We start from the raw sequence: 26,530 nt of genomic DNA, 5'->3' as shown, positions 1-26,530 counted from the left end.
CTCAGTCTTTCGCGGGCGCGCGGCGCAGCAGCCATGCGGTGAGCGGGTAGGGCAGCGTTTCCAGCAGCCGCATCAGCGCCAGCATGCGCCAGGGAAAGGCGATGCGGCCCTGGTTGCGCGCCAGGCCACGCGCGATGATGCCGGCGGCGCGCTCGGCATCCATCAGGAACGGCATCGGGAAACGGTTCTTCGCCGTCATCCGGCTGACCACAAAACCGGGGCAGATGGCAGAAACACGCACATTGTGCTTGGCCAATTGGCCGCGCAGCCCTTCGGCATAGAGGCGGGCAAAAGCCTTTGAGGCCGAATAGATCGCCGCACCGGGCAGGGCGACAAAACTGGCCATTGAAGCCACCACGGCAATCTGGCCATGGCCCTGGCGCACCATGAATTGCGCGGCCGGGTTCACCGTGTTGAACACGCCATCGATATTCACCGCTGCAATTTCACGCACATGGGGGTCGAATTCGTCCCAGTTTTTGAAACCGCCGGAAATGCCGGCATTGGCTACCACCAGATCAAGCGGCAGGCTGGCTTCGATAAGCTGTGCCATTGCACCTGCATCCGTGACCGGCACCGCATGGCCCGAGGCCGTGGCGCCCTTGGCGCGGCAGGCGGCCACCACTTGTTCCAGCCGTCCGCTATCGCGCCCGGTCAGCACCAGGGAAATGCCCGGGGCGGCGTAATGCAGCGCCAGCGCCTCGCCGATGCCGCTGGAGGCGCCGGTGATCAGGATGTTGCGTGGTGCCGATTCGGCCATGGCTTCGCCTCGATTCCCTGCGGTATAATGTGAAATCACAGTAGCAAGGAGAGTATCGCGTGTCGCTGCAAAGCATGACCGGCTTCGCCCGTGCCGATGGTCGCATCGAGGCCGGCAGGGCCTGGATTTGGGAGCTGAAGTCGGTCAATGGCCGTGGGCTGGAATTACGTTTCCGGCTGCCATCCGGCTTTGAGGCCGTGGAAGCGGAAATCCGCAGCCAGGCGCAGCAGAAGCTTGGACGTGGCAATATCACGCTCAATCTGAATTTTCTCGATGATGAGAATGCCGCGCCGCGCTATCGCCTGAACGAAGCCTTGCTGGAGCAATTGCTTGCCCTGGCTGGCCGGTTGGAAGCACGCGGCATCGGCGCGCCGCGCCTGGATGGGCTGCTGGCGGTGCGTGGCGTGGTGGAACCGGTGGCTGATGCTGCTGATCCGGCAAGCCAGGTGGTGCTTGAAGCTGCGCTGAAACGCAGCTTTGTTGAGGCTTTGGATCGCCTGGTGGCCAGCCGGGCGGCCGAGGGTGGCAAGCTGAAAGCCTTGCTGGACAGCTTGCTTGACGAGATTGAAACCCTGGTGGCGCAGGCCGCCGAAACCGCAGCGGCACGGCCCGATGGCTTGCGGCGCCGTTTGCAGCAGCAGCTTGAAGACCTGCTCGGCATCAACCCGCCGGTGGCGCCCGAGCGGCTGGCGCAGGAACTGGCGATGCAGATCACGCGCCTGGATGTGCGCGAGGAACTGGACCGGCTGCGCACCCATATCCAGGCAGCCCGTGGCCTGCTGGATGGCAAGGATGCCAAGGGCGTGGGCCGCAAGCTGGATTTTCTGGCGCAGGAATTCAATCGTGAAGCCAATACGCTGTGCTCCAAGGCCTTCGACCCGGCCCTGACCCGGATCGGGCTTGATCTGAAGTTGGTGGTGGATCGTCTGCGCGAGCAGGCGCAGAACGTGGAATAAGGGCGGCAGCGCCATGCGTGATGAAATAAAGCTCGAACGCCGCGGCCTGATGCTGGTGCTGTCGTCGCCTTCAGGCGCAGGCAAGACCACAATCTCGCGCCGCCTGCTGCAAGCCGAACCGGAGCTGCATCTCTCCATTTCAGTCACCACGCGGCAGCGCCGCCCGGGCGAGGTGGATGGGCGCGACTATCATTTCATCGACAACGAAAGCTTCGGCCTGATGATCAACCGGCATGAATTGCTGGAACATGCCAAGGTGTTCGACAATTACTACGGCACGCCGCGCGAGGCGGTGGAGCATCGCCTGTCACGCGGCCAGGACATCCTGTTTGATATCGACTGGCAGGGCACGCAGCAATTGCGTCAGCATGCCGAGAAGGACTTGGTCAGCGTTTTTATCCTGCCGCCTTCTACCCGCGATCTGGAGAAGCGCCTGCATACCCGGGCGCAGGATTCCGCCGAAGTGGTGGCCAAGCGTATGGCCAAGGCGGCCGACGAGATCAGCCATTGGGCGGAATATGATTACATTGTCATCAATGACAATATGGAGCGCTGCCTGGCCGAAGTGACCGCCATCCTGCATGCCGAGCGGCTCAAGCGCCATCGCGGTACGGGCCTGGTCGATTTCGTCAAGCTGCTGCGCGAGGGCCAGTAGGGCTTATAACGCCCGCGCCAGGGCGCAGAATTCCTCGATATTGAGTGTCTCGGCCCGTCGTGTCGGCTCGATACCCAGCGCCGAGAGGCGTGCTTCCGCATCCGGCCACAGGCTTTTCAGCGCCGATCGCAACATCTTGCGGCGCTGACCAAAGGCGGCAGCGGTGACACGTTCCAGCTTGCCGGTTTCGGCCTCGGCCAGCGGCGTTGCACGCGGCACCAACTCCACCAGCGTGGAGGTGACTTTCGGCGGCGGCACAAAAGCCTTCGGGCCGATATCAAACAGCAGCCGCACTTCGGCGCACCATTGCATGATCACCGAGAGCCGGCCATAGGCGTCGCTGCCGGCGGGTGCCGCAATGCGCTCCGCCACTTCCTTCTGCACCAGTACGGTCAGCCGGCGCGGCGGCTGCGGCGCCAGCAGCCAGCGCAGCAGCAACGGCGTGGCGATATTGTAGGGCAGGTTGGCGACAATCTGATAGGGCGTGCCCTCGCACAAGGCTGCCAGATCGGTTTCCAGTGCATCGCCGGCCTGCAATGTCAGCCGTCCGGCAGCCGCCTGCACCACGGGCGCCAGCGCCGCCAGGCAACGCTCATCGCGCTCCACGGCAATTACCTGGGCTGCGTCTTCCAGCAGCAGTGCCCGCGTCAGGCCGCCAGGGCCAGGGCCGATCTCAACGACCTTCTCCGCCGCCCATTGTCCCCCAGCCGCCTTGCCGGCCCGGGCGATCTTGCGCGTCAGATTGAGGTCTAGCAGGAAATTCTGCCCCAGCGCTTTCTTTGCCGCCAGCTCATGTTCGGCAATCACTTCGCGCAGCGGCGGCAATGCTTCGATGGCGGTGTTATCCATTGCGGCGCTGCCGGGCCATGTCGCCGGCCATCTGCAACGCGGCAATCAGGCTGTCCGGCTTGGCCTGGCCGCTGCCGGCGATGTCAAAGGCGGTGCCGTGGTCGGGCGAGGTGCGGATGATCGGCAGGCCGAGCGTGATGTTGACGCCCCGGTCAAAATCCAGCGTCTTGAGCGGGATCAGGCCCTGGTCGTGATACATGCAGATGGCGGCATCATAGCCGGCGCGGGCTTCGGCATGAAACATGGTGTCTGGTGGCAACGGGCCAAAGGCATCGATGCCTTCGGCGCGCAGTTGCGCCACGGCTGGCGCCACGATGGCGGCATCCTCATGCCCCATGCTGCCGGCCTCGCCGGCATGCGGATTGAGGCCGGCAATGCCGAGGCGCGGCCTGGCTATGCCGAAGTCACGCTGCAATGCCCTGGCCGCGATGCGGGCAATATGCAGAATGCCATCGCTGGTCAGCGTTTCGATGGCCTGGCGCAGCGAAACATGGATCGAAACCAGCACCACGCGCAATTGCGGCGACGCCAGCATCATCGCCACTTCGGCATTGCCACAAAGCGCGGCAACAAATTCGGTATGGCCGGGATATTTGAAGCCGGCGCCATATAACGCGGCTTTGTGGATCGGATTGGTCACCACGGCGCCGGCAGCGCCGGATTGTGCCAGCGCCACGGCCTGTTCGATGGCGGCGATCACCATTGGCGCATTGGCGTCATCCGGGCGGCCGGCGTGCACTGGCGCGGCCAAAGCCAGCGGCAATACCGGCAGGGCCTGGTCAAACAAGATGCTGGCCTGATCCGGTGTGTCGATTACCACCAGCGGCACATTCCAGCCAAGCTGCGTCGCCAGTGCTTTTAGCCGCGTCGGATCGTCGAGCACAAAAAAGGGCGAAAGCCTGGCATGGTGGCGTTGCTGCCAAGCCTTCAGCGTAATTTCGCCGCCGATGCCGGCCGGCTCGCCCATGGTAAGGGCGAGCGGCGCTGCCGGGTCAGCGGAACTCGATTGTGGCGTCACGGCGCAAATCCTGCAAATAGCGCTGGCTCATCAGCGCAATGCGCTGCTGCGCGATGCTGTTGCGCACCTGGGTGCGATCGATGCCGCTTTTCGGCTCATCGCGCTCACAAACGGTGAAGATATGCACGGCGCGTGGCGTTGCCACCGGCTGCGAGGTCTGGTTCGGCTGCACATCCTTCACTGCATTGCGAAAATTCTCCGGCAGATCTGCCAGCCGCACGGTGCCGAGGCTGCCCGAACCCTGGGCTTTTAATTCCTTTGCCAGCGGTTCCACATCTTCGCATTTGCTAATGCTTTCACGCACCGTGCGGGCCAGCGCCATCGCGGTTTCCACTTCTGCCGCCTGCGCATTGGGCGCCAGGCCGATCATGATCTGGCTCAAGGTAAGTTTGATATCCTGCGCCGCAGCTTCCGCCACGCGGCGGCGGTCGCGCAGGCCGAAGATATAATAGCCGCCGGTGGAACGCACGGGGTCGGTGAAGGTGTTGCGTTCCAGCTTGGCCAAAGCCTCCTCCTGCTCGTCCGGCAGTGTGCCGCGTGCCACCCAGCCGATATCACCGCCATTGGCAGCCGTCGGACCACGGCTGAACTGTCGTGCCAGGGCCGCGAAATTGCTGCCGCGCCCGCGCAATTGCTCCACTACCTGGAGCGCTGTCTGCTTGGCGCTGTCTTCCTGGTCCGGGCCATCGACCGGGATAAGAATTTCAGACACAAGATCCTCAGTCTGGCCGGCACGGGCGCGCAGCCGTTCCACAGCTTCATCCACTTCCTGCTCGGTAATCGTATTCGTCGAAAAGAAGCGGGCGCGCACCAAACGTCCCCAGGTCAGATTGGCCCGGATATTCTCGATGAAGGCTTTCGGATCCAGGCCCATCTGTACTGCCGCCTGCTCAAAGCGACCCGCTGGAATGTTCATCTGCCGCTCGATATTCTCCACGGCGCGGTCGATCTCTTCCTGCGGCAAAGTAAAGTTGCGCCTTTTGGCTTCCTGCATGTAAAGCCGTTCATCAACCAACACGCGTAGTGCCTGTTCGCGCAATTGACGTTGGATTTCCGGTGTATTCGGAATGCCGGTGGTGAGCAGCGTCATGCGCATGCGCTCCACCACATCGCGCACCGAAACCACCTCGTCATTTACAATGGCGACAATGCGCAAGCTGCCATCTTGTGCCCGGGCCGGCTGCAATGTTTGGGCAAGGCCTAGCTGGGCAATGGCGAGAAGGAGTATGGCGATTAATCGGCACATCTTTGCTTCCGGCTCAATTGAAGTTTGCGAGGGTGAAGCGCATGCCCACCGTGGTGGCGGGCTGAATGTCGCGGTTCACCGTGAAGGTGCGTTCGGCGAACAGCATGATATCAAAGCATTCGTCAGTATAGCGCAATCCGAGGAAGTTCAGTAGTGAGCCGCCGCGCTCGCCCAGGTCGCGGATATGCCGGCCCTCCACGCTCCAGTATTGACCCAACTGGGCCTTGAGCACGGCACTTACCGCTTCTCGTTCGCCCAAAGCGCTGTCGAATGACGAATTTGCCAAGTCCGCATAGGTCAGGCTCAACCGCAATGCCTGCGGGCCGGCTGTCATGCTGATTTCCTGGCGCTGGATGTCGGATTTGCTGTTGGGAGACAGGCGCAGACGATTGGAAAAAGAGAAATTCTCGTTGGGCGATATTGTTATGCGGGCGACTACATCGGAAAGCTGATCGCTCACTCCGGTGCCGGGGCCGAATGTATCGTCGCTACGGGCGCGCAGTGATTGCCCAATCAGCACTTCTGAATAACCGCCGCGGCTGCCATAGACAGCGGTGCGAAAACCGTAATTCAGCTTAGGCCCGCCATCGACGCGATCAGTGCCTGGAAAACGATTGAAGCTGAACAGGTTGGTCTCGTCGAATTCAAAACTGAGCGAATCCTCGTTCGGGATTGCTCGCGGATTGCCGCCATAGGGCGTCAGTACAACGCCGACAATGGGTTCAATAAGCTGCCGGATTGTACCGGTGTCGCGCACCAGCGGATAGCGCCAATCCAGCGCCACCAAGGGGATCACGCGACCACTGAATCGGGTATCTTCCTCGCCGGTGAGCAGGAAGGGGCGGTCCTGCAATTCGTTGAGCCAATAGCCATCGGCTTTGAGCTGCGCCGTGGCGGTATAGACCTCGCCTGACGGGGCGAAATAAGGCTGCGACCAGGAGAAGGTGGTGGACAGGCGCCGGCTGTCAGTGCCGCCGGGCCGGTAAAGGGCTGCCAGGCTGGCATCCATGGCCCAGCGTCCGCCATAGGCACCAGGCTGGCCGACCATGGAATAGTCCAGCAGCGGCAGCACAGTGGGGCTGAGGCCAGGCACATCGGTGGAGCGCAGGCCCTGGAAGCTGTAGGCATTGGCGGCGAGGAAATTGCGGTTGCTGATGTTCTCTGCGAACAATCGGCTGGTCAGCGTGTTGTTGCCGCGATCCGGAATCTGATAGCGCGACAGATAGGTATCATCTGAACTCCGGAAAAGGTTAAAACCGTAGGTCAGATCGGCAGCGTTGCGGAATGCCGCATCGGCCCGCACATGGCCACGGAAATATTCGTCATCGGCGCGATTGCCAAAGGCATCGCGCTCGTGGCTGCGGGTGACTGAAGCATCCATGCGCATTTCGCCGCGTGCCGTGCGCTGGCGGTATTCGCCCATCAGGAATGGGCCTTCCTTGCGCGAATATTGTGGCGTCAGGGTCAGGTCGGCACTGTCGTCGATAACGTAATAGTAGGGCGTGCGCAGCAGGCCGCCGAAATAATTGTTGGTGCTGATGCTTGGCGCCAGGAAACCGCTTTTGCGGCTCACGGTCGGGTCAGGATGGCTGAAATATGGCGTGTACAGGATCGGCACGCCAAATAGCTCCAGCGTAGCGTCACGATAGGTGATTTCCTGAGCCGCCTCGTCATGCTCCACCCGCTCACCTTTGAGCTGCCATAGTGGCGCCCGGGTCGGGTCGGCGGCACAAAGCGAACAGGACGTGTAGACTGCCTTGTTCATCACAATCTTGTTGCCGCCGGTACGGGTGGCGCTGGCGGCGGCAGCGCGCGAATTGTCGCTCAGCAGCAGGCTGATATCGCGGATAAAGCCGTTGCGCAGGCTGTCGGTCAGTTCCAGGTAATCGGCAAACAGCACAGTGCCATCGGCATCCATGATGCTGACATTGCCCGAGGCCGTTACCTTGCCGTCGCGTTCGGAATAGCTCACCAGGTTGGCCAGCAATGTGCGGCCATCCTGCGCCATTTCGACATTGCCCTCGGCGGTGACGATGCCCAGATTCTGATCGTAGCGCAGGTTATTGGCGGTCAGCAGCACCGGGTCTTTGGGGTTTACAGCCAATTGCTGCGCCATGGCGGGCATGACAAGGCCGGCCATCAGCGTCAGGCCTAGTCCAATTAAGAGCAACGGGCGGCAAAAGGACATCAGGCTCAACCGTCTTCCAGATGGAACAGCATGGACAGGCCCAGCATCAGGCAGATGCCGGTGGGCGCCCAGGCAGCCAGCGGCACCGGTAACGTGCCATTGAGGCCAAAAGGCTGCACCAGTTCGATGGTGAAATAGAGCAGGAAGCCAACGCCAACCCCGAGGCCCAGCATCATGCCGACACCACCGCGCCTGGTCAGGCGTAGTGAAAAGCTGGCGGCAATCAGCAGCATGGCGCAAAGCAGAAAAGGTGCTGCCAGCAATGTGTGGAAATGCAGCCGGTGGCGCAGGGCCGAGAAGCCGGCATGTTCCAGCGTGGCGATGAAGGCAGGCAATTGCCAGAACGGGATCGTGTTGGGCGAGGCGAAGCTGTCCTGAATGCGGTCGAAGGTCAGTGTGGTTGGCACATGCAGGATATCATCAAAGCTGCCGGCGCGGTCGGTATAGCTGGTGGTGGCGTTCTTCAATTCCCAATAGCCATTGCGCAGATAGGCTTCGCTGGCATCAACCCGCTTCACAAAGCGATCCGTGCCTTCATAGTAGAACAGGATCACATCGCGTAATTCCACGCCTTGCTGCGCCACGCGCAGCGCATGTACCACAATCTGGCCTTGGGCATCGGCCTCGCGCAGCCACAATCCGGTATTGGATACCGCCATCATGCTGGCGCGGCCGCGCAACACGCGCGCCTCTATCGCCTCATAGCGTGATAGCAGGGCAGCCGAAAGCGGATTGTAGATGGTGATGACAAAGCTGCCGATCAGCATCGCCAGCACCAATGCCGGTGCCAGAAACTGCCACACCGATACGCCGGCAGCGCGGGTGACGGTCAGTTCCTGACTGCGTGTCAGCCGGCTAAGCGCCAGCATGCCGCCAAACAGCGCGGCAAACGGGATCAGCTTGATCGACAGGTTGGGCAGCCGCAGCAACGACATGGCGAATACTGTATCTATGCCGGCTTCAGCGCGATTGGCCGAACGGCGCAGCAATTCCACCGTATCGAAACTGTAGGCCAGCACCACCAGCACGGCAAACACCACGGCGATGGCCGCGAGGTAATGGCGACCGAGATAAAGTGCCAGAGTCCAGGAAATCCGCATCAGGCAGCACCTGCCGCAGCAGTCGTTTCCGCATTGGATGCAGCCGTAAACGGTTCACGCAGCAGCCACAGGGCGCAGCCCAGAAACAGCAGCGGCGCCAGATACATCAGCGGGATCAACAGCGGGCTGCGTGCCGCCGCCTGTGCCACGCCCAGACTGACTAATTGAACCAGGATGGCGGCACCGGCAGCGCCAAGCAGGCGCAGGCCCTGGCCTCGCCGGTTGAAGCGGCCGCCGATCACGCCGGCAATGGCGATCATCATCAGTGCCGGTGTGTATAGCGGGGTTACCAACCGGCGATGACCTTCGGAAAACAGCTTGTTGCGGTTGGCCACATCGTCGGGGTCGTTCAGGTTGGGCCAGAATAATTCGTGCAAATACCGCTCTGATGGCTCGCGCCAACCTTCGGTTTCCTGCTTGGCATAGGCGTTGAGGTCGAGGCTGTAGGTATCGAAATACAGAATGCTAAGCGAGCGCCGGCCGGCCTCCACCTGCTGGCGATTGCCATTCGCCATCACCAGCCGTGGCCCTTGCGGCGTCAACACCAGCATGGCCTGTTCCGCCATCATGGTTACCGGCCGCGCGGTGTCGCGGCTGTCATGCACCAGGATGCCCTTCATTTCACCAACGGAATTGCGTTCGCGCACATAGACCGTGAGGTTGTTTGACAGCGTGTTGAACACGCCTTCCATGATCACCATGCCGGCCAATGCCGTGCGGAATTCAAATTGCGTAGTGCGCAGGGTGCGGGCGCTGAGCGGCCCCAGAAACAGTCCGATGACATAAAGCACCACCAGCAGGCCGCCGGCGATTATCCAGGCCGGCCGGGTCAGGCTGAGGCGGCTGAAACCGGCGCCAGACAGCACAATCAGTTCGGAATCGCCAGCCATGCGGTTATAGGCGTAGAGCGTGGCGCAGAAGGCCGCGATGGGCAGGATGATGGCGGTAACGCCGGGTAGAACCAGCATGGTGAGATAGAAAAACGACCCGATCGACAGGTTGTTGTTCACGATGCGATCAATGAAGCGCAAAGACTGCGTTAGCCAGATCACCCCGGCCAGGGTGAGCGTCGCAAATAGCAGCGGCCAGGCGATCTGGCGCATGATATATTGGGTGATGCCCCGCATGGCCCGGGAGTATAGCCATTTCCGGTGCTTACGCCACCTTCCGCGACCCCGGAAGGGGGCCGGCACGCGATTGATCCGGCTGCCCCGCCGCCGCTATACTGCGGGCTGTTATCCTCTGACTCGCTGTTGGGAAAATCCATGAAAATCGACTTTGCCGCTCTTGCCCGCCCGAAGCAGGGTGCCCTGGTTGTGCTGGCCGCCGACGAGGCCAAGCTGAGCCCGTTCGGCACCGCTCTGGACAAGGCGCTGGGCGGCGCCCTGGCGCGCGCCCTTGCCGGTGCGCCGCGCTTCAAGGGCAGTGCGGGGCAATGGCTTGAACTGGTGGGGCCGGGCGGTGGTTTCAGCCGGGTGCTGATTGCCGGCCTTGGCAAAGCAGCCGACATCAAGGCCGAGGCGCTGGAAGCCGTGGCCGGCGAAGCCGTCAAACGCATCACGGCAACCGGCGAAACCGCGCTGTTTATCGCCGCCGACCTGCCAACGGGCGCCAAGGCCGAGGCGGCAGAGGCAGCGGCGCGGGCAGCTTTGGGCGCCCGGCTTGGCGGCTACCGTTTCGACAAATACCGCACCACCCGCAAGGAGCATGAAAAGCCCTCTCTGAAGACGGTGACGGTGCTGAGCGAGGCATTGGCTGCGGCCAAGAAGGCCTATCAGCCGCTGGCGGCCCTGGCCGATGGTGTCACGCTGACCCGCGACCTGGTGAGCGAGCCGGCCAACGTGATCTACCCGGAAACCCTGGCCGCCGAATGCCGCAAGCTGGCCAAGCTGGGCGTGAAGGTGGAAGTGCTGGGCGAAAAGCAGATGCAGAAGCTTGGCATGGGGGCGCTGCTCGGCGTCGGCCAGGGTTCGGTGCGCGAATCGCAGCTGGTGGTGATGCAGTGGCAGGGCGGCAAGAAGGCCGACAAGCCGGTGGCCTTTGTTGGCAAGGGGGTCTGCTTTGATACCGGCGGCATCTCGATCAAGCCCTCGGCCGGCATGGAGGAGATGAAGTGGGATATGGGCGGCGCCGGCGCGGTGATCGGCGCCATGGCGGCGCTGGCTGGGCGCAAGGCCAAGGCCAATGTAATTGGCGTTGTGGCGCTGGTGGAGAATATGCCGGATGGCAATGCACAGCGCCCGGGCGACATCGTCACCTCGATGTCGGGACAGACCATCGAAGTGCTGAACACCGATGCGGAAGGCCGCCTGATCCTGTGCGATGCGCTGTGGTATTGCCAGCAGCGTTTCAAGCCGCAATTCATGGTCGATCTGGCCACGCTGACCGGCGCCATCATCATCGCCCTGGGCCATGAGCATGCCGGCCTGTTCGCCAATGACGACAAGTTGTCGGAGCAGTTGACCAAGGCCGGCAAGGCCGAGGGCGAACCGCTCTGGCGCCTGCCGCTGAGCGACAATTACGACAAGGCGATCAATTCCCCCATCGCCGACATGCAGAATATCGCCGGGCCGGGCGCGGGCGCTGGCTCGATCACTGCCGCGCAATTCCTGCAACGCTTTGTCAACAAGACACCCTGGGCGCATCTGGATATCGCCGGCACCGCCTGGAGCAAGGCCGACAAGCCGACCGTGCCGAAGGGCGCCACGGCTTTCGGCGTGCGCCTGCTCAATCGTCTGGTACAGGATAATTACGAGGGCTGACAGCCCATTCGTCACCCTCGGGCTTGACCCGAGGGTCCCTTGATCCTGGGCTGTGAGGCGAGATTCGCGGGTCGAGCCCGCGAATGACGATGGAGGAGCTGGCGTTCGTGACCGAAATGCTGTTTTACCACCTGACCCGCCGGCGGCTGCAGGACGTGTTGCCGGACCTGCTCGGCCGCTCGTTGCAGCGCGGCTGGCGGGCCGTGGTGAAATGCGGCAATGCCGAGCGGGTTGAGCCGCTCTGCGATGAGCTCTGGACCTATGACAAGGCGGCCTTCCTGCCGCATGGCAGCAAGCTGGATGGCCATGCTGAACGCCAGCCGATCTGGCTCACCGCTCAGGACGAGCGCCCCAACCAGGCCGAAGTGCTGTTTCTGGTCGATGGCGCCGACACGGCAATCCACGCGGATTTCATCCGCGTTTGCGATCTGTTTGACGGCAACGATCCGGAAGCCGTGCAGGCCGCCCGCCAGCGCTGGAAGGCCGCCAAAACGGCCGGCCACAAGCTGACCTACTGGCAGCAGAACGAAAACGGCTGGGTCAAGGCCGCAGAAGGCTAAGCCGCGTCTGCCGCCTGGGCCTGTTCCAGCGCCGCTTCGGCGGCCATCCAGGCTTCTTCCTGGTCTTCGATGCGCTTCTGCAATTCGCCGTGGCGCTTCTGCAACTCGGCCACCTTGGCCGGGCTGAGCTTGGTGTAGGTTTCCGGATCGGCCAATTGCGCATCCAGCATCATGCGCTCGGCGCTCAGCTTGGCATGCTGGCTTTCGGCATCCTTCACCGCCTTGCGCAGCGGCGCCAGGGCGCGGCGGGCTTCTGCCGCATTGCGCCGGTCGGCCTTGCGGTCGGTTTTCGAGAGCGGCTCGCCGGCAGCCTCGCGTGCCGCTTCCTTCACGCCCTTGCGGCGATCCGCCAGCAGCTTGGCGTAATCGTCCAAAGTGCCGTCAAACGGCGTCACGCTGCCATCGGCCACCAGCCAGAAACGGTCAACGCAGGCTTCCGCCAGATGGCGATCATGGCTCACCAGCAGCACCGCGCCGGAATATTCGTTGAGTGCCTGCACCAGTGCGTCGCGGGTGTCGATATCCAGGTGGTTGGTCGGCTCGTCGAGGATCAGCAGATGCGGCTTGTGATGCGTCACCATGGCAAACAGCAGCCGGGCGCGCTCGCCGCCCGATAGTTTGCCCGAGGGTGTCTCGGCCTTGCTCTGGGTCAGGCCGAAACCGCCGAGCCGGGCGCGCACCTGCATCGGCGGCAGGTTGGGCAGCAAATCCTGTAGATGCTCAATCGGCGTGCGTGCCGGGTCCAGCACATCTTCCTGATCCTGGGCGAAATAACCGATACGTAGCTTGCCGGCTTTGAACAGCTTGCCGCCCTGCACCGCCAATTCGCCGGCCAGCATCTTGGCCAGCGTCGATTTGCCATTGCCATTGGCACCCAGGAAGGCGATGCGGTCTTCCATATCGATACGCAGGTCGAGCTTGCGCAGCACCGGCTTGCCCGGCTGGTAGCCGACGCTAACCCCATCCAGGGTAATGATCGGCGGCGCCAGTTCCTCCGGATCGGGCAGCTTGAAGATCACCGTCGGGTCTTCAAGTGCGGCCGAGATCGGCTCCATCTTGGCCAGCATTTTCAAGCGGCTCTGCGCCTGGCTGGCTTTGCTGGCCTTGGCGCGGAAGCGGGCGACGAAGGCTTCCAGATGTTTGCGCGCGGCATCCTGGCGCTGCGCCATGGCGGTCTGGCGCGTCATGTTGGCGCGCCGCTCGGCTTCGAAACTGTCGTAATTGCCGCGATACAGCACCAGCTTGCCGCGGTCGATATGCAGGATATGCTCCACCGCGTTGTTCAGAAAATGCCGGTCATGGCTGACCAAAAGAAACGTGCGCGGATAGCTGCGCAGATAACCTTCCAGCCATAAGGCCGCTTCCATATCGAGATGGTTGGTCGGCTCGTCGAGCAGCAGCAGGTCCGGCTCCACAAACAGCGTGGCGGCCAAAGCCACGCGCATGCGCCAGCCGCCCGAGAAGGTGTCAAGCGCTCGGTTCTGCATCGCCTCGTCAAAGCCCAGGCCGGCCAGGATCACCGCGGCGCGGGCCGGGGCGGCATGGGCCTCGATATCCACCAGCCGGGCGTGGATCAGCGCCACCCGCTCGGGATCGCTGGCGGTTTCGGCCTCGGCCAGCAGGGCGGCGCGCTCGGTATCGGCGGCCAGCACATAATCCAGCGGGCATTGTTCGCCGCCCGGCGGTTCCTGCGGCAATTTGGCGATGCGGGTGCGCTCGCCCAGTTCCACGCTGCCGCTTTCCAGGCCGATTTCCCCGCAAATTATCTTCAGCAAGGTGGATTTGCCGGTGCCGTTGCGCCCCACCAGGCCGACTTTGTGGCCGTCCGGAATGGTGGCCGAGGCGCCCTCGATCAGGGTGCGGCCGGCAATCCGGCAGGTGATGTCGCGAAAAAGCAGCATTTGACGTGTTTTCTGGGGGCTGATGGACGGTTGCAGGGCGAAAAAGAAGCCTCTATATAGCCGCGACCGTATTCCGGGCCAATCCCGGGGCCTCACATTTCATGCAAGGACCAGCACCATGGCCATCGAACGCACTTTTTCCATCATCAAGCCGGATGCCACCCGCCGCAACCTGACCGGCGCCATCAACGCCAAGATCGAGGCCGCCGGCCTGCGCATCGTGGCGCAGAAGCGCATCCAGCTCAGCCAGGCCCAGGCCGAGACCTTCTACGGCGTGCACAAGGAGCGCTCCTTTTTCAAGGATCTGGTTGGCTTCATGATCTCCGGCCCGGTTGTTGTGCAGGTGCTGGAAGGTGAGGGCGCCATTGCCAAGTATCGTGAAGTGATGGGCGCCACCAACCCGGCCAATGCCGCCGCCGGCACCATCCGCAAGGAATTCGCCGAAAGCATCGAAGCCAATTCCGTGCATGGCTCGGACGCACCGGAAACCGCCGCCGTGGAAATCGCCTATTTCTTCTCGGGCCTGGAACTGGTCGGCTAATCGCCGCTTTTCCAGTCTTTCTGACTATGGCATGGCCGGGCTCGTCCCGGCCATGTTCGTTTTGGCCGCCGCTGGTATTCGCTCATGTTCGTGAGCTTTAATTTTTTTACGGCCCATTACGTGCTCGGTTGTGATTGTGGCGGATGTTGTGTCTTTTGATTGATAATTGACTGGCTGTGATTTATAAGCTACAAAATGGATATAGAGGTCCGACTTACCGAAACATTTGAGCAATGGCTAGATCGGCTGCGTGACCGGCAAGCACGTGCCAGAATCTCAGCCCGGCTGGCTCGGCTTCAGATTGGTAATTTTGGGGATGTGAAGTATTTCGAAGGCATCGGAGAGCTGCGCATCCCCTATGGGCCAGGCTATCGATTATACTTTGTGCGGCAAGGCGCCGTGCTGGTCGTGTTGCTTTGTGGTGGCGACAAGAACACTCAGTCGCGGGACATAGACCGCGCCAAACGAATGGCCAAGGAAATGGAGGTGCAGAATGGTCAAGACCGTGCCATTTGACGCAGCCAAATATCTCACGGAACCAGAAGACCAGATTGCATTCTTGGAAGAAGCGTTCGAGAGCGGCGATCCGAAATTTGTGGCACATGCACTTGGGATTATCGCGCGCGCACGCGGAATTTCCAGTGTGGCGCAAGAAACCGGATTAAGCCGGGAAGCGCTTTACAGGTCGCTGAGCAGCGAAGGCAATCCAACGATCACAACAGTGATGGATGTAATGCGTGCGCTCGGTCTCAAACTATCGCCCCATAAAGCGGCTGCCTAGCGCAATCTGTGGCTAGACTGACGCGCAGGGCTAATTGCCATCTGCATGCCGCACCCGGTTGCCTTCAACCCGCAGCCGGCCTTCTGCCAGCAGCCTAAGCGCCAGCGGATATAGCCGGTGTTCCTCGGTCAGCACCAGTTCGGCCAGGGTATCGGGCGTGGCATCATCCGGCACGGCGATGGCGGCTTGCAGGATGATCGGGCCTTCATCCATTTCCGGCACCACAAAATGCACCGTGCAGCCGGTGAAGCGCGCGCCGCTTTCGATCACGCGCTCATGCACCTGGGTGCCGCGAAAGGCCGGCAGCAGCGAGGGGTGGATATTGAGCAGCCGGCCGCGCCAGCTTTCGACAAAGCCGGCAGTGAGCAGGCGCATGAAACCGGCAAGGCAGACAATCTCGACACCATGCTGGCGCAAGGCGGCATCCAGTTCGCCGTCAAAAACCTCGCGGCTTTTGCCCTTGCTGGGGATCACGGCGGTGGCGATGCCCTGGGCCCGGGCATAATCCAGCCCCTCGGCTTCCGCCTTGTTGGCAATCACCACGGCAATGCGAGCCGGAAAATCCGCCGCCTGGGCGGCTTGCACCAGGGCGCGCATATTGCTGCCGCGCCCGGAAATCAGGATCCCGACGGCTTTGGTGGCGCCAGACTGACTCATGGTCAGTTCCAGGCACCCGCCATGTTAATCATGGCAGTGAAGGGCTCGGCGGCGGCATCATCCAGCGTCTCGATATGGCCGATGCGATGCACAATCTCGCCGGCAGCGCACAGCCGCGCGGCCACGGCTTCGGCCTCTGCCGCATCCACCGCCAGCACCAGGCCGATGCCGCAATTGAAGGCGCGGGCCATTTCGGCATCGCTGATCCGGCCCGCTGCCTTGAGCCATTTGAACACCGGCGGCAAATCCCAGGCTGCGGCATCAATCACTGCCTTGGTGCCATCGGGCAGCACGCGCGGGATATTCTCGGTCAGGCCGCCGCCAGTGATATGCGCCATCGCCTTGATCTGGCCATCGCGCACCAGCGGCATGCAGCTCTTGATATAGATGCGGGTCGGCTGCATCAGGATTTCGGCCAGCGGCTTGTCGGTCGAGAACGGCGCCGGGCTGTCAAAATGCAGGCCGTTATCGGCAATCACCTTGCGCACCAGCGAAAAGCCGTTGGAATGCACGCCGGAAGAGGCGAGGCCAAGCAGCACATCGCCGGGCTTCACATCCAGCGGCAGCAACCGGCCACGTTCGGCGGCGCCAACGGCAAAGCCGGCCAGATCATAATCCTTGGCGGCATACATGCCCGGCATTTCGGCGGTTTCGCCGCCGATCAGGGCGCAGCCGGCCTGGCGGCAGCCTTCGGCAATGCCGGCCACCACGCGCTTGGCCACTTCAACTTCCAGCTTGCCGGTGGCGAAGTAATCCAGGAAAAACAGCGGCTCGGCACCCTGCACCAGGATGTCGTTCACCACCATCGCCACCAGATCGATGCCGACGCCATCATGGCGCCCGGTTTCGATGGCGATTTTCAGCTTGGTGCCCACACCATCGGTGGATGACACCAGGATCGGATCGCTGAAACCCGCAGCCTTGAGATCAAACAACGCGCCAAAACCGCCCAGAGACGCATCGGCACCCGTGCGACGGGTGGAAGCGGCGAGCGGTTTAATCGCATCGACAAGAGCCTCACCGGCATCTATATCGACACCAGCGGCTTTATAAAGCGGCGACGTGTTGATGGCGCCCTCACGTATCGGCTAGAATTTGACGGCGCCACCATATCCATTCCGGCCTCATTTGCAATGCCCCCACGCACCGCCCCAGCCTATATGATTCTTGCCCTGTTCCTCGGGCTGGCGCTGCTTGTCGCCAGCGGCGGGGGCCAGGCCCAGCCGGCCAATGCCGGCCGCACGGCTGCCGCCGGGCTGGGCAATCCGGTTTTTGTGGTGAGCAATGTGGCGGTGGATGCCAATGCCGATAGCAGCGCCGCGGCGCGGCCGATTGCCTTGCAGGATGGCCAGCGCCGCGCCTTCACGCTTTTGCTGCGCCGCCTGACCCTGCCCGAGGATCGTGCCCGCCTGCCACAGCCGAGCGAGGCTTTGCTGAATGATACCATCGCCGGTTTTGAGATTGACGAGGAACGCACCTCGGCCACGCGCTATCTCGGCCGCATAACGGTGCGCTTCCGGCCCGATGCGGTGCGCGCCCTGCTGCAAAACCTGAAACTGGGTTATGCCGAGGTGATGAGCCGGCCGTTGCTGCTGTTGCCGGTATGGCAGACACCGGAAGGCGCCCGCCTGTGGGAAGCCGATAATCCGTGGCGTGAAGCCCTGCGCCGCCGGCCGGAAACTGATGGCATGGTGCCGTTGCTGCTGGCCGAACCTGCCAGCGGCCCGGACGCGCTGCCGGTGGATCGCCTGTTGGCCGATCCGGGCCAGTTGCAGGCTTTGGCCAACCGGCGCCAGGCCGGCAATGCGCTGGTGGTGGCGGCCAGCCTGGTGGCCCAGGAAGGCAGCGGCGTGCGGCTGGAAATCCTGCCTTATTATGCCGCCAATGATGCCAGCCCGGATCATATCGAAGCCTTTGTCAGTGCCGGCGCCACGCTGGATGAAGCCCTGAATGCCGCCGCCAATGAATTGGTGCGCCGCATCGAAAGCCGCTGGAAACGCGCCACGCGGCTGGACCTCGACAAGCCGGGCCAGCTTAGCGCCGCTGCCGGTTTCCGCTCATTGGCGGATTGGATCCGGCTGCGCGACCGGCTGGCCGAAGTGCCGGCAATCCGCCGCACCGATGTGCTGCGGCTGACCCATCGCGATGCCCAGATTCAGCTCGATTTTTATGGCGAGCCGGCGCAATTGGCGGTCGCTCTGGCGCAGAAGGAGGTTGACCTGCGGCAACGCGAGGGCTTCTGGGAATTGAGCCTCAAGCCGGCGGCCAAGCGGTGAGCCGGCAACAGCATATCGTCATCTGGGCGCTGCTTGTTGCTCTGCTGGTGCTGGCGCTGATGGTCCTGAGTTCTGTGCTGCTGCCTTTTGTGGCGGCCATGGCGGTGGCCTATCTGCTCGATCCGGTGGCCGACCGGCTGGAAGCGCGCGGCATGAGCCGCACAATCGCCACATCCCTCATCACGGCGGTGTTTTTCCTGCTGCTGGTGCTGCTGGTGTTGCTGCTGGTGCCGGTGTTGATCAGCCAGTTGACTGGCTTTATCGGCCGCCTGCCGGGCTATATCGACAGCTTCCGCGAAAACCTGCTGCCCAACCTGCTTGAACTGGCGCGTGATCTGGGCTTTCCGCTGCGGGTCGATGTGAAGGCGGCGCTGGGCCAGTATGGCGGCGAGGCAGCCGCAGTGCTCAGCAAGTTGGTAGGTGGTCTGCTGGGCGGCGGCCAGGCCGTGCTGAGCCTGATGTCGCTGCTGGTGGTGACGCCGGTCGTGTCGTTTTATCTGCTGCGTGACTGGGATGGCATGGTGGCTACGGTGGATCAGAACCTGCCGCGTCGCCAGGCCGAGTTGATCCGCCAGCAGGCGCACAAGATTGATGGTGTGCTGGCAGGTTTTGTGCGCGGACAGATGATGGTCTGCCTGGCTTTGGGCAGCTTCTACGGTCTGGGCCTGTCGCTGGTCGGTCTGGATTTTGGCCTGGTGATTGGGCTTGGCGCCGGCATGATCTCGTTCATACCCTATGTCGGCACCATTCTCGGCTTTGTGGTCAGCATGGCGGTGGCGCTGGTGCAGTTCTGGCCGGATTGGCCGTGGATTGCCGCTGTTGGCGCGGTTTTTGCCATCGGGCAATTTATTGAAGGCAATTTCCTCACCCCCAAACTGGTCGGCGACCGGGTTGGCCTGCATCCGGTGTGGATCATGTTTGCGCTATTTGCCGGCGGTGCGCTGTTCGGCTTTGTCGGCATGCTGATTGCCGTGCCGGTCTGTGCCGTGATCGGCGTGCTGGCCCGCTTCACGCTGGAACGCTATCGGCAGAGTGCGCTGTATCATGGCGGCGAACCGCCACAAGACACGCCGGCCTGAATGAGCAACGCGCAATTGACGTTGGGCCTGGCACTGCCGGTTTCCTGGGCGCGTGAGGATTTTCTGGTTGCGCCCGGCAATCAAACCGCGCTGGCCTGGCTGGATCGCTGGCCGGATTGGCCCAATGGCAGCCTGCTGCTGCACGGCCCGGCGGGCAGCGGCAAAACCCATCTGGGCCATATCTGGGCCGCCGCCAGCGGCGCGGTTTTTGTGGCGCCGGCAGCGGTGCAGGTGGCGGCCATTGATGCCCTGGCGCAAACACACCTGGTGCTGGATGAGGCCCAGGCCGTCGCCGATCCGGCGGCGTTGTTCCATCTCATCAACCTGATGCGCGAACGCGGCCACGGCCTGCTGTTGCTGGCCGCAGCACCGCCCGCCGCCTGGGGTGTGACGTTGCCCGACCTGGCCTCGCGGCTCAAGGCGATGGCAGCGGCGGCCATCGCCGAGCCGGATGATGCCCTGCTCGGCGCCGTGCTGGTGAAACTGTTTGCCGACCGCCAGTTGATTATTGGCCAGGGCGTTATCGCCTATCTGCTGCCGCGCATCGAACGCTCGTTCCATGCCGCCCGGCATTGGGTGGCGCGGCTGGATGCAGCGGCCTTGGCCGAACAGCGCGCCGTCACCGTGGCCCTGGTGCGCAAGTTGATGGATGAGGCAGAAGCCTAACGCCGGATCAGTGCCAGGCCACCGGCCACGATCAGCGCTGTGCCGGCCCAGGTCGCCAGGCTGGGCAGGTCGCCGAAGGCCACCCAGCCGATCAGCGCCGAAAACGCCACCGAACTGTAGCCGAACGGCGCCAGGAAGGCGGCATCGGCCAGGCGATAGGCGCGCACATTGCACATCTGGCCCACAATCGCCATCGGCCCGAGCAGGCAGAGTGCCGCCAGAACCGGCCAGGGCGCCGCCTGCCACAGCCACAGCACCGGCAGCGCAAACAGCAGGGCGGCGATGCCGTTCACATGCAGCAGCATCGACAGCATACTTTCATCACGCGACAGAATTTTGATCAGGATGATCTCGCTGGCAGTCAGCAAAGCGCCCAGCATCACCGCATAGGGCGCCAGCCCGGCCAGGGCAAAGCCACCGCCGCCGCTATCGCCGCGCACGATCACAAATGCACCGCCCAGGCAGAGCAGGGCGGCCAGCATCTGGGCCAGCCTAAGCCTTTCGCCCAGCAGAAGCACCGCCAGGATCATCACGAACACGCCTTGCAGCAGAGCCAGCGCGGCGGCATCGGCCAGCGGCATATGGGTGGCGCCATAGATTGAGCAGGCGCCGCCGAAAATGCCGCAGCAGGCGCGCAGCAGATGCAGATGGCGCCGCCGGGTTTCCAGCAACTGGCGCAGCCTCACTCGCCGCGCGGCGGCAATGCCACCCACTGTAACGAAGCCACTGACATAGCGGATCCACACGATCTGCAACGCCGGCACCAGGCCGCCGCTCAGCTTGCCCGAGGCATAAAGCAGCGCGAAGGCGAAGGATGCGCCCAGCACCCACAGCGCGGCAGCAAGTTTTGGCTCCAGGGCGCCGCTTTTTCCAACCAGCTTGTTCTGCATGCCGGTTTCCTACGCCAGATCGCATCACAGCACCAGCAGCATCACAATCAACGGTGGTGAATTTGCCCTGAAATAAAGGCTTTTCTGACATTCTGCGGCCTTATTCCGGCGGCCTGTTCGAACCAGCCCTAAAGCTGGATGGTTTTCATGCCACGATCACATTTGCTGCTTTGTGTCTTGCTCTTCGCTTGGCTGCCGCAGGCGAGGGCGCAGGAATTTGTGCGCCTGCCGGTGCAGGTGGATAATGAAACCGTTCGCCTTGTGACGCAGATATATAAACCCGCTGGGCCGGGACCATTCCCCACGCTGATTTTCCATCATGGCTCCACGCAGAACGGCATTTCGGAGCAATTCTCAGAGGTGTTCAGTCCTGAGCCGTTGACCGATTGGTTTGTGGCGCGCGGCTGGGCCGTGGTGCTGCCATCCCGGCGTGGTCGTGGCGGATCGGAGGGGCGCTATGACGAAGGCTTCTCCATCCCGCGTGTTCAGGGCTATAGCTGCGAGCCAAACCTGTCGATCCCGGGGGCTGAACGTGCCTTGCGCGATGTAACGGCGGCGACGGCGGCAATCATGGCGCTGCCTTTTGTGGACCACAGCCGCCTGATGGTTGGCGGGCAATCACGCGGCGGTGTGCTCAGCGTTGCCCATGCCGGCATGAACCCGGGTTTGTATCGCGGCGTGCTCAATTTTGTCGGCGTCTGGGTTTATGAGAAATGCCAGGAGTTTTTCGATAGATCGGCGATCTACATCAACCGCCTGCTGCTGGGGCGCGGCACCACCACCACGCTGCCCATGCTGTGGCTTTATGCCGCCGGGGATTCATATGCTTCGTTGCGGCATAGCCAGAACAATTTTGCCGATTTCCAAATGGCCGGGGGGCGGGGTGAATTTCACGCCTTGCCCAGGCCGGCCGATAGCGATGGGCATGCCCTGGTGGTTTTCCCCAAATTGTGGGCGCCAGCGGTGGAGCGCTACCTGGCGGAACGTAATCTGCCAACCCGCGCCGGCGTTTTGGCGGAAGTGTTTTAGTCCAGTTTCTTGCCGTCGATTTCGCGGCGGGCGCGTTCGGCCTGCTGGCGTTCGGCATCGCGCTCGGCCTTGCTGCGGCCGAACTGGGCGCGGTTCAGGCTGGCCTGTTCGGCCTTGTGCTGCCGCGCCTTGGCCTTGCGCGCCTTGTTCAGATTGACAATCTCAGCCATGGCCTGTGCGCCCCTGAAACAAGGCGCCAGGATAAAGCCTAATCGGTCTCGCTATCCAGCATTGCCGGGGTGACAAAACTGGCCAGGAACCCGCTTTTGGGCGAGAGATCGGCCCAGCGTTTGAGCGGAAAGTTAATTTCGGCCAGCCCGCCGGTGGGGTATTTGCCCCGCAGCCGCTCCAGGGCATCGCCGGCAGCCGAGCCTGCCAGCCGCTCGGCCAAGTCTTCCAGGCCCGGATTATGGCCGATCAGCATCAATTCGCGGCAATTGGTTGGCGTGGTGCGTAAAATAGCCAGCAGGGCATTGGCTTCGGCTAGGTAAAGCCCCTGGTCGAAGCGGGCTTCGATATCGCCCCCCATGCCGCTGCTCAGGCGCTTGGCCAGTCTTTCCCAGGTCTGCCTTGTGCGCTGGGCCGGCGAGCATAACACCAGATCGGGCCGCACTGCGCGTTCGGCCAGATGGCGCGCCAGGCGGCGGCAGGCTTTTTTGCCGCGCGGCGCCAGGCTGCGGGCGAAATCGTCCAGGCCCGGATCATCCCAGGCGGATTTTGCGTGCCGCAGCAGCCAAAGACGCAACATACTGACCTCCAAAGCTATTTACTGTAAATCAGACGGCCATTGTCGCCGCTTTGACATATTCCGCCGTTACACCTATACCCGAACCGGGCCCAGGCATATCGCCGCTGGGCCGGTCGGACAAGGCAGGATATTCCGACATGCCGTTGAGCACGCAAGCAGCGCTGGAAAAGCTCGCCCCGGGTGGTCTGGTGCAGGCTGAAACCTATACCCCGCCCGCCTTGGTGGCGGCGGTAAGCCCGCGCGACCGCTATATCAATCGTGAACTTTCCTGGCTCGCTTTCAATCTGCGGGTCATGGAAGAAGCCAATAATCTGCGCTACCCGCTGCTGGAGCGGCTGCGTTTCCTGTCGATCTCGGCCAACAACCTGGACGAATTCTTCATGGTGCGCGTCGCCGGCCTGCATGGTCAGGTCAAGGCCGGCATCGAGGAGCCGAGCCAGGACGGCTTGACGCCGGCGCAGCAGCTCAGCCGCATCAACGACGATGCCGCCGACCTGATGGCGAAGCAGCAGGCCTGCTGGCGCCGGTTGTGCGGCGAACTGGATCAGGCCGGCATTGCCGTGCTGGAGCCGGAGCAGCTTACCGACGACGAGCGCAAATGGCTGGAGGATTATTTCCTCGCCCATGTTTTTCCTGTGCTGACGCCGCTCGCCATTGATCCGGCGCATCCGTTTCCGTTCATACCCAATCTCGGTTTCGCGATGGTTATGCAAATGCGACGGATTCGTGACGGTCGCAGCCTGAATGCCTTGCTGCCGTTGCCAAGCCAGGTGGATCGTTTCACCCGCCTGCCGGGCGAGAAAATCCGCTTCCTGTCGCTGGAGAACCTGGTCGGCCTGTTCATGCACAAGCTGTTTCCAGGCTATGAGAGCATCGGCCGCGGCCTGTTCCGCGTCACACGCGACAGCGATATTGAAATCGAAGAAGAAGCCGAAGACCTAGTGCGGTTGTTCGAGACCGCGCTGAAGCGGCGCCGGCGCGGCAACGTGATCCGCCTCAAGATCAATGCCGACATGCCGGACGATCTGCGCCGCTTTGTCTGCGAGGAACTGGAAGTCAGCCCGCAGGCGGTGGTGCCGGTGGAGGGCCTGCTCGGCCTGGCGGATACCAAGCGGTTGATCGTGGATGATCTGCCGGAATTGAAATTTCCGCCCTTCAGCCCGCGTTTCCCCGAGCGTATCCGCGATTTTGCCGGTGATTGTTTCGCTGCGATCCGGCACAAGGATCTGGTGGTGCATCACCCGTATGAGAGTTTCGACGTGGTGGTGCAGTTTCTGCATCAGGCAGCGGCCGATCCGCAGGTGGTGGCGATCAAGCAGACGCTGTATCGCACATCGGATGACAGCCCGATCGTCAAGGCACTGATCGAGGCGGCCGAAGCCGGCAAGTCGGTCACGGCGCTGGTGGAGTTGAAGGCGCGGTTTGACGAGGCGGCGAATATCAAATGGGCGCGCGATCTGGAACGCGCTGGCGTGCAGGTGGTGTTCGGCTTCATCGAACTCAAGACCCATGCCAAGATTTCGCTGGTGGTGCGGCGCGAAGGCGGCGTGCTCAACACCTATGTGCATTTCGGCACCGGCAACTACCATCCGATCACCGCCAAGGTTTACACCGATCTCAGCTTCTTCACCGACGATGCCGAGCTGTGCCACGACGCCACCTGCCTGTTCAACTTCCTCACCGGCTATGCCGCGCCCGAACAGTTGAAGCAGATTGCGATTTCGCCCTACACGTTGCGGCCGCGGCTGCTGGAACTGATCCAGGACGAGATCAAACATGCCAAGGCCGGCCGCCCGGCGGCGATCTGGGCCAAGATGAACAGCCTGGTTGATCCGGCCGCCATTGATGCGCTGTATGTTGCCAGCCAGGCCGGTGTGCAGATTGATCTGGTGGTGCGTGGCATCTGCTGCCTGCGCCCGGGCGTGCCCGGCCTGTCGGAGAATATCCGGGTCAAGAGCCTGATCGGCCGTTTCCTGGAGCATTCACGCATTGTCTGCTTCGGCGCCGGGCATGGCCTGCCGTCGCAGCAATCCAAGGTCTATATTTCCTCGGCCGACTGGATGCCGCGCAATTTTGATCGTCGGGTGGAAGTGTTGATCCCGGTCACAAATTCCACTGTGCGCGAGCAGATACTGGATCAAATCCTGGTGGCCAACTTGAAGGACGAGGCGCAAAGCTGGTATCTCGGCGCTGATGACAAATACACCCGCGCCAGTTCCAACGCCGATGTCGAAGCCTTCAGCGCGCATACCTATTTCATGACCAATCCGTCGCTTTCCGGCCGTGGCAAGGCGCTCAAGTCGCCACAGGCGATTCCGCGTCTCAAACTGAAATCCGGCTAGGTATGACGGCGATCCATTTCTCGCCATCAGCCCTGGCCGCGCGCGGCAAGGCCGCAGAGCTCTTGCCGCTCGGCGTCATCGATATCGGTTCCACCTCGGTGCGCCTGGTGGTGTTCGACGAGCCGTTGCGGCTGCCGACACCACGCTTCAACGAAAAGGTGCTGTGCGGCCTGGGCCGTGGCCTGGGTGAAACCGGCAAGCTGGATGAAGCCGGCGTGGTGCTGGCCCTGGCCACCATTCGCCGCTTTGTGACGCTGGCGCGTTACATGCAGGTAAAGCAGTTGCAGGTGGTGGCCACTGCCGCGGCGCGCGATGCCAGCAATGGTCCGGATTTTATCGCCCGTATCGAACGCGAAACCGGCGTCACTGTGCGGCTGTTGTCCGGCACCGAGGAGGCGCAATTCTCCGCCTTCGGTGTGCTATCCGGCATCCCCGAGGCCGAGGGGGTGATGGGCGACCTGGGCGGCGGCAGCCTGGAACTGGTGGCCATCGACAAGCGCCGGGTGGGCGACAGCGTCACCCTGCCGCTCGGGCCGCTGCGGCTCGGCGGCATCGGCGGCTATAATCAGCTCAAGAGTTTCATCGATGCGCGCTATGCCGAGGTGGCGTGGCTGAAACGCTGGCAGGGCAAGCCGCTTTATGCCGTGGGCGGTGCCTGGCGCGCCATTGCCCGCGTGCATATGGCGCAGACCAAAAGCCCGCTGCACATCATTCACGAATACACGATGGGGCGCGACGAGGCGCTGGATTTCACCCGGCTGCTGGCGCGCCAGGGCAAGGAATCGGTCAGCCGCATGGAAGGTGTGCCGCGTCGGCGCCAGGATGCCTTGCCGGTGGCCGCCCTGGTGATGCGCCGTCTGCTGCGTGTGTTGCAGCCCAGCCAGGTGGTGTTTTCGGCGCATGGCCTGCGCGAGGGCCTGGCTTATGCCATGCTGGATGATGCCACGCGCGCGCTTGATCCGCTGCTCAGCTATTGCGCCCATATGGCGGCGCGTGAAGGCCGCTATGCCGAGCATGGCGCCGAACTGGATCGTTTCATCGCGCCGCTGTTTGAGAAGGAAAGCATCGCCGAAAAGCGCCTGCGCCTGGCTGCCGCCATGCTGGCAGACATCGCCTGGCGCGTGCATCCGGATTATCGCGGCGAGCAGGCTCTGGGCCTGATCCTGCATGCGCCGTTTGGCGGCATCAGCCAGCGTGAACGTGCCTTGCTTGGCCTGGCGGTGTTTGCCCGCTATGCCGGCACGGTGAGCGATCCGGTGGCGGCGCCGGCCTGGCAGATGCTGGAAACCCGCCAGGCGGATTATGCCCTGGTGATCGGCCTTGGCTTGCGCCTCGGCCAGACCTTGTCGGGTGGTGTGCCGGGCCTGCTGCGTGATTGCCGGCTGCGTTTCCAGAGCGGCAATCTGGTGCTGGAATTATCCCAGGCCCTGGCGGTGCTGGATGGCGAGCAGGTGCAGCGCCGGGTGGAGACGCTGGCCAAGGCACTCAATCGCGGCTGGGAAGTGCGAGTTGTGAAGGGCTGATTT

Annotated in this window: 26 protein-coding genes; 13 read left to right on the top strand and 13 right to left on the bottom strand. The window is 62.7% G+C overall.

Annotation, left to right across the window (positions count from 1 at the left end; genetic code table 11):
* Position 1 precedes the first annotated feature (1 nt).
* Positions 2-760 (bottom strand): SDR family NAD(P)-dependent oxidoreductase, encoded by a 759-nt coding sequence (locus KBB36_RS10600; RefSeq protein ID WP_290979983.1) that lies wholly within the window; start codon positions 758-760, stop codon positions 2-4.
* A gap of 59 nt (positions 761-819) precedes the next feature.
* On the opposite strand from KBB36_RS10600, the gene KBB36_RS10595 reads away from it, so the two are divergent.
* Positions 820-1,716, top strand: coding sequence for a YicC/YloC family endoribonuclease (locus KBB36_RS10595; protein WP_290979980.1), 897 nt, complete (start codon positions 820-822; stop codon positions 1,714-1,716).
* A 13-nt stretch (positions 1,717-1,729) separates the two neighbouring features.
* Positions 1,730-2,371 carry a guanylate kinase gene (gene gmk, locus KBB36_RS10590; RefSeq protein ID WP_290979975.1) on the top strand — a complete coding sequence of 214 codons (642 nt, stop codon included), beginning with the start codon at positions 1,730-1,732 and terminating at the stop codon, positions 2,369-2,371.
* 3 nt (positions 2,372-2,374) lie between these two features.
* Here gmk and rsmA read toward each other — a convergent pair whose 3' ends face one another.
* The 6 genes from rsmA to lptF are packed head-to-tail and all read right to left on the bottom strand — an operon-like array spanning position 2,375 to position 9,899.
* Entirely contained in the window at positions 2,375-3,220 is an 846-nt protein-coding gene (rsmA, locus tag KBB36_RS10585) for a 16S rRNA (adenine(1518)-N(6)/adenine(1519)-N(6))-dimethyltransferase RsmA (protein ID WP_290979972.1), read from the bottom strand.
* Positions 3,213-4,187: a 4-hydroxythreonine-4-phosphate dehydrogenase PdxA gene (gene pdxA, locus KBB36_RS10580; RefSeq protein WP_290980018.1), complete on the bottom strand. Its 975-nt coding sequence runs from the start codon at positions 4,185-4,187 to the stop codon at positions 3,213-3,215. The genes rsmA and pdxA overlap by 8 nt, the downstream gene beginning before the upstream one ends.
* Before the next feature lie 25 nt (positions 4,188-4,212).
* The gene (locus KBB36_RS10575; RefSeq protein WP_290979969.1) at positions 4,213-5,484 is read right to left on the bottom strand and encodes a peptidylprolyl isomerase; all 1,272 of its coding nucleotides are present in this window, start codon (positions 5,482-5,484) and stop codon (positions 4,213-4,215) included.
* A gap of 13 nt (positions 5,485-5,497) precedes the next feature.
* Complete coding sequence (lptD, locus tag KBB36_RS10570; RefSeq protein WP_290979966.1) at positions 5,498-7,624, bottom strand: LPS assembly protein LptD; 2,127 nt, start codon at positions 7,622-7,624, stop codon at positions 5,498-5,500.
* A 53-nt stretch (positions 7,625-7,677) separates the two neighbouring features.
* Positions 7,678-8,772: an LPS export ABC transporter permease LptG gene (gene lptG / locus KBB36_RS10565; protein ID WP_290979963.1), complete on the bottom strand. Its 1,095-nt coding sequence runs from the start codon at positions 8,770-8,772 to the stop codon at positions 7,678-7,680.
* A complete protein-coding gene (gene lptF / locus KBB36_RS10560) occupies positions 8,772-9,899 on the bottom strand; it encodes an LPS export ABC transporter permease LptF (RefSeq protein WP_290979960.1) in 1,128 nt (375 codons plus the stop codon). Before lptF ends, lptG begins: the two co-directional genes overlap by 1 nt.
* A 138-nt stretch (positions 9,900-10,037) precedes the next feature.
* On the opposite strand from lptF, the gene KBB36_RS10555 reads away from it, so the two are divergent.
* Both KBB36_RS10555 and KBB36_RS10550 read left to right on the top strand, forming a co-directional pair.
* Entirely contained in the window at positions 10,038-11,534 is a 1,497-nt protein-coding gene (locus KBB36_RS10555) for a leucyl aminopeptidase (RefSeq protein WP_290979957.1), read from the top strand.
* A 107-nt stretch (positions 11,535-11,641) separates the two neighbouring features.
* Positions 11,642-12,094: a DNA polymerase III subunit chi gene (locus KBB36_RS10550; protein WP_290979954.1), complete on the top strand. Its 453-nt coding sequence runs from the start codon at positions 11,642-11,644 to the stop codon at positions 12,092-12,094.
* Here KBB36_RS10550 and KBB36_RS10545 read toward each other — a convergent pair.
* Entirely contained in the window at positions 12,091-13,995 is a 1,905-nt protein-coding gene (locus tag KBB36_RS10545) for an ABC-F family ATP-binding cassette domain-containing protein (protein WP_290979951.1), read from the bottom strand. The genes KBB36_RS10550 and KBB36_RS10545 overlap by 4 nt on opposite strands.
* A 118-nt stretch (positions 13,996-14,113) precedes the next feature.
* Between KBB36_RS10545 and ndk the strand changes: the two genes are divergently transcribed.
* The 3 genes from ndk to KBB36_RS10530 all read left to right on the top strand — a co-directional run bounded on the left by ndk (position 14,114) and on the right by KBB36_RS10530 (position 15,317).
* On the top strand, positions 14,114-14,536 hold the full coding sequence (gene ndk / locus KBB36_RS10540) for a nucleoside-diphosphate kinase (RefSeq protein WP_290979948.1): 423 nt from the start codon (positions 14,114-14,116) through the stop codon (positions 14,534-14,536).
* Positions 14,537-14,731: 195 nt separating this feature from the next.
* Entirely contained in the window at positions 14,732-15,052 is a 321-nt protein-coding gene (locus KBB36_RS10535) for a type II toxin-antitoxin system RelE/ParE family toxin (RefSeq protein WP_290979944.1), read from the top strand.
* Positions 15,030-15,317: an addiction module antidote protein gene (locus KBB36_RS10530; protein WP_290979942.1), complete on the top strand. Its 288-nt coding sequence runs from the start codon at positions 15,030-15,032 to the stop codon at positions 15,315-15,317. Before KBB36_RS10535 ends, KBB36_RS10530 begins: the two co-directional genes overlap by 23 nt.
* A gap of 30 nt (positions 15,318-15,347) precedes the next feature.
* Here KBB36_RS10530 and purN read toward each other — a convergent pair whose 3' ends face one another.
* The gene (gene purN / locus KBB36_RS10525; RefSeq protein ID WP_290979939.1) at positions 15,348-15,974 is read right to left on the bottom strand and encodes a phosphoribosylglycinamide formyltransferase; all 627 of its coding nucleotides are present in this window, start codon (positions 15,972-15,974) and stop codon (positions 15,348-15,350) included.
* Positions 15,975-15,976: 2 nt separating this feature from the next.
* Positions 15,977-17,059 carry a phosphoribosylformylglycinamidine cyclo-ligase gene (gene purM, locus KBB36_RS10520; RefSeq protein WP_290980015.1) on the bottom strand — a complete coding sequence of 361 codons (1,083 nt, stop codon included), beginning with the start codon at positions 17,057-17,059 and terminating at the stop codon, positions 15,977-15,979.
* 48 nt (positions 17,060-17,107) lie between these two features.
* On the opposite strand from purM, the gene KBB36_RS10515 reads away from it, so the two are divergent.
* From KBB36_RS10515 to KBB36_RS10505, 3 genes are read left to right on the top strand one after another with little or no spacing between them, the layout of a single operon-like run.
* On the top strand, positions 17,108-18,250 hold the full coding sequence (locus KBB36_RS10515; RefSeq protein WP_290979936.1) for a DUF2066 domain-containing protein: 1,143 nt from the start codon (positions 17,108-17,110) through the stop codon (positions 18,248-18,250).
* A complete protein-coding gene (locus KBB36_RS10510; protein WP_290979932.1) occupies positions 18,247-19,329 on the top strand; it encodes an AI-2E family transporter in 1,083 nt (360 codons plus the stop codon). Before KBB36_RS10515 ends, KBB36_RS10510 begins: the two co-directional genes overlap by 4 nt.
* Positions 19,330-19,995, top strand: a complete 666-nt coding sequence (locus KBB36_RS10505) for a DNA replication protein (RefSeq protein WP_290979930.1) — start codon at positions 19,330-19,332, stop codon at positions 19,993-19,995.
* Here the strand turns inward: KBB36_RS10505 and KBB36_RS10500 are convergent.
* Entirely contained in the window at positions 19,992-20,885 is an 894-nt protein-coding gene (locus KBB36_RS10500) for a DMT family transporter (protein WP_290979927.1), read from the bottom strand. The genes KBB36_RS10505 and KBB36_RS10500 overlap by 4 nt on opposite strands.
* A 147-nt stretch (positions 20,886-21,032) precedes the next feature.
* On the opposite strand from KBB36_RS10500, the gene KBB36_RS10495 reads away from it, so the two are divergent.
* Positions 21,033-21,914, top strand: coding sequence for a prolyl oligopeptidase family serine peptidase (locus tag KBB36_RS10495; RefSeq protein WP_290979924.1), 882 nt, complete (start codon positions 21,033-21,035; stop codon positions 21,912-21,914).
* On the opposite strand, the gene KBB36_RS10490 is transcribed toward KBB36_RS10495, so the two are convergent.
* The gene (locus KBB36_RS10490; RefSeq protein WP_290979921.1) at positions 21,911-22,084 is read right to left on the bottom strand and encodes a DUF4169 family protein; all 174 of its coding nucleotides are present in this window, start codon (positions 22,082-22,084) and stop codon (positions 21,911-21,913) included. The genes KBB36_RS10495 and KBB36_RS10490 overlap by 4 nt on opposite strands.
* A gap of 38 nt (positions 22,085-22,122) precedes the next feature.
* Positions 22,123-22,662 carry a histidine phosphatase family protein gene (locus KBB36_RS10485; protein ID WP_290979918.1) on the bottom strand — a complete coding sequence of 180 codons (540 nt, stop codon included), beginning with the start codon at positions 22,660-22,662 and terminating at the stop codon, positions 22,123-22,125.
* Between the two features lie 137 nt (positions 22,663-22,799).
* On the opposite strand from KBB36_RS10485, the gene KBB36_RS10480 reads away from it, so the two are divergent.
* Together KBB36_RS10480 and KBB36_RS10475 are read left to right on the top strand one after the other, a co-directional pair.
* Positions 22,800-25,004 (top strand): RNA degradosome polyphosphate kinase, encoded by a 2,205-nt coding sequence (locus KBB36_RS10480; protein ID WP_290979915.1) that lies wholly within the window; start codon positions 22,800-22,802, stop codon positions 25,002-25,004.
* A 2-nt stretch (positions 25,005-25,006) separates the two neighbouring features.
* The gene (locus KBB36_RS10475; RefSeq protein ID WP_290979912.1) at positions 25,007-26,527 is read left to right on the top strand and encodes a Ppx/GppA family phosphatase; all 1,521 of its coding nucleotides are present in this window, start codon (positions 25,007-25,009) and stop codon (positions 26,525-26,527) included.
* The last annotated feature ends 3 nt before the right edge of the window (positions 26,528-26,530 follow it).

This window comes from Ferrovibrio sp. (assembly GCF_017994015.1).
Taxonomy (GTDB): Bacteria; Pseudomonadota; Alphaproteobacteria; order Ferrovibrionales; family Ferrovibrionaceae; genus Ferrovibrio.
The sequence above is the reverse complement of the archived record's forward strand: the minus strand, read 5'-3'. Positions and strand labels throughout refer to the sequence as shown.

What these genes read in the sequence shown, in the direction of transcription:
- ndk (WP_290979948.1), top strand. Translation starts at nt 14,114, where the DNA reads ATGGCCATCGAACGCACTTTTTCCATCATCAAGCCGGATGCCACCCGC.
- KBB36_RS10600 (WP_290979983.1), bottom strand. Translation starts at nt 760, where the DNA reads ATGGCCGAATCGGCACCACGCAACATCCTGATCACCGGCGCCTCCAGC.
- lptF (WP_290979960.1), bottom strand. Translation starts at nt 9,899, where the DNA reads ATGCGGGGCATCACCCAATATATCATGCGCCAGATCGCCTGGCCGCTG.
- KBB36_RS10485 (WP_290979918.1), bottom strand. Translation starts at nt 22,662, where the DNA reads ATGTTGCGTCTTTGGCTGCTGCGGCACGCAAAATCCGCCTGGGATGAT.
- KBB36_RS10575 (WP_290979969.1), bottom strand. Translation starts at nt 5,484, where the DNA reads ATGTGCCGATTAATCGCCATACTCCTTCTCGCCATTGCCCAGCTAGGC.
- KBB36_RS10495 (WP_290979924.1), top strand. Translation starts at nt 21,033, where the DNA reads ATGCCACGATCACATTTGCTGCTTTGTGTCTTGCTCTTCGCTTGGCTG.
- gmk (WP_290979975.1), top strand. Translation starts at nt 1,730, where the DNA reads ATGCGTGATGAAATAAAGCTCGAACGCCGCGGCCTGATGCTGGTGCTG.
- KBB36_RS10505 (WP_290979930.1), top strand. Translation starts at nt 19,330, where the DNA reads ATGAGCAACGCGCAATTGACGTTGGGCCTGGCACTGCCGGTTTCCTGG.
- pdxA (WP_290980018.1), bottom strand. Translation starts at nt 4,187, where the DNA reads ATGGGCGAGCCGGCCGGCATCGGCGGCGAAATTACGCTGAAGGCTTGG.
- KBB36_RS10555 (WP_290979957.1), top strand. Translation starts at nt 10,038, where the DNA reads ATGAAAATCGACTTTGCCGCTCTTGCCCGCCCGAAGCAGGGTGCCCTG.
- lptD (WP_290979966.1), bottom strand. Translation starts at nt 7,624, where the DNA reads ATGGCCGGCCTTGTCATGCCCGCCATGGCGCAGCAATTGGCTGTAAAC.
- KBB36_RS10530 (WP_290979942.1), top strand. Translation starts at nt 15,030, where the DNA reads ATGGTCAAGACCGTGCCATTTGACGCAGCCAAATATCTCACGGAACCA.
- purN (WP_290979939.1), bottom strand. Translation starts at nt 15,974, where the DNA reads ATGAGTCAGTCTGGCGCCACCAAAGCCGTCGGGATCCTGATTTCCGGG.
- KBB36_RS10480 (WP_290979915.1), top strand. Translation starts at nt 22,800, where the DNA reads ATGCCGTTGAGCACGCAAGCAGCGCTGGAAAAGCTCGCCCCGGGTGGT.
- KBB36_RS10475 (WP_290979912.1), top strand. Translation starts at nt 25,007, where the DNA reads ATGACGGCGATCCATTTCTCGCCATCAGCCCTGGCCGCGCGCGGCAAG.
- KBB36_RS10535 (WP_290979944.1), top strand. Translation starts at nt 14,732, where the DNA reads ATGGATATAGAGGTCCGACTTACCGAAACATTTGAGCAATGGCTAGAT.
- lptG (WP_290979963.1), bottom strand. Translation starts at nt 8,772, where the DNA reads ATGCGGATTTCCTGGACTCTGGCACTTTATCTCGGTCGCCATTACCTC.
- KBB36_RS10490 (WP_290979921.1), bottom strand. Translation starts at nt 22,084, where the DNA reads ATGGCTGAGATTGTCAATCTGAACAAGGCGCGCAAGGCCAAGGCGCGG.
- KBB36_RS10500 (WP_290979927.1), bottom strand. Translation starts at nt 20,885, where the DNA reads ATGCAGAACAAGCTGGTTGGAAAAAGCGGCGCCCTGGAGCCAAAACTT.
- rsmA (WP_290979972.1), bottom strand. Translation starts at nt 3,220, where the DNA reads ATGGATAACACCGCCATCGAAGCATTGCCGCCGCTGCGCGAAGTGATT.
- KBB36_RS10515 (WP_290979936.1), top strand. Translation starts at nt 17,108, where the DNA reads ATGCCCCCACGCACCGCCCCAGCCTATATGATTCTTGCCCTGTTCCTC.
- KBB36_RS10545 (WP_290979951.1), bottom strand. Translation starts at nt 13,995, where the DNA reads ATGCTGCTTTTTCGCGACATCACCTGCCGGATTGCCGGCCGCACCCTG.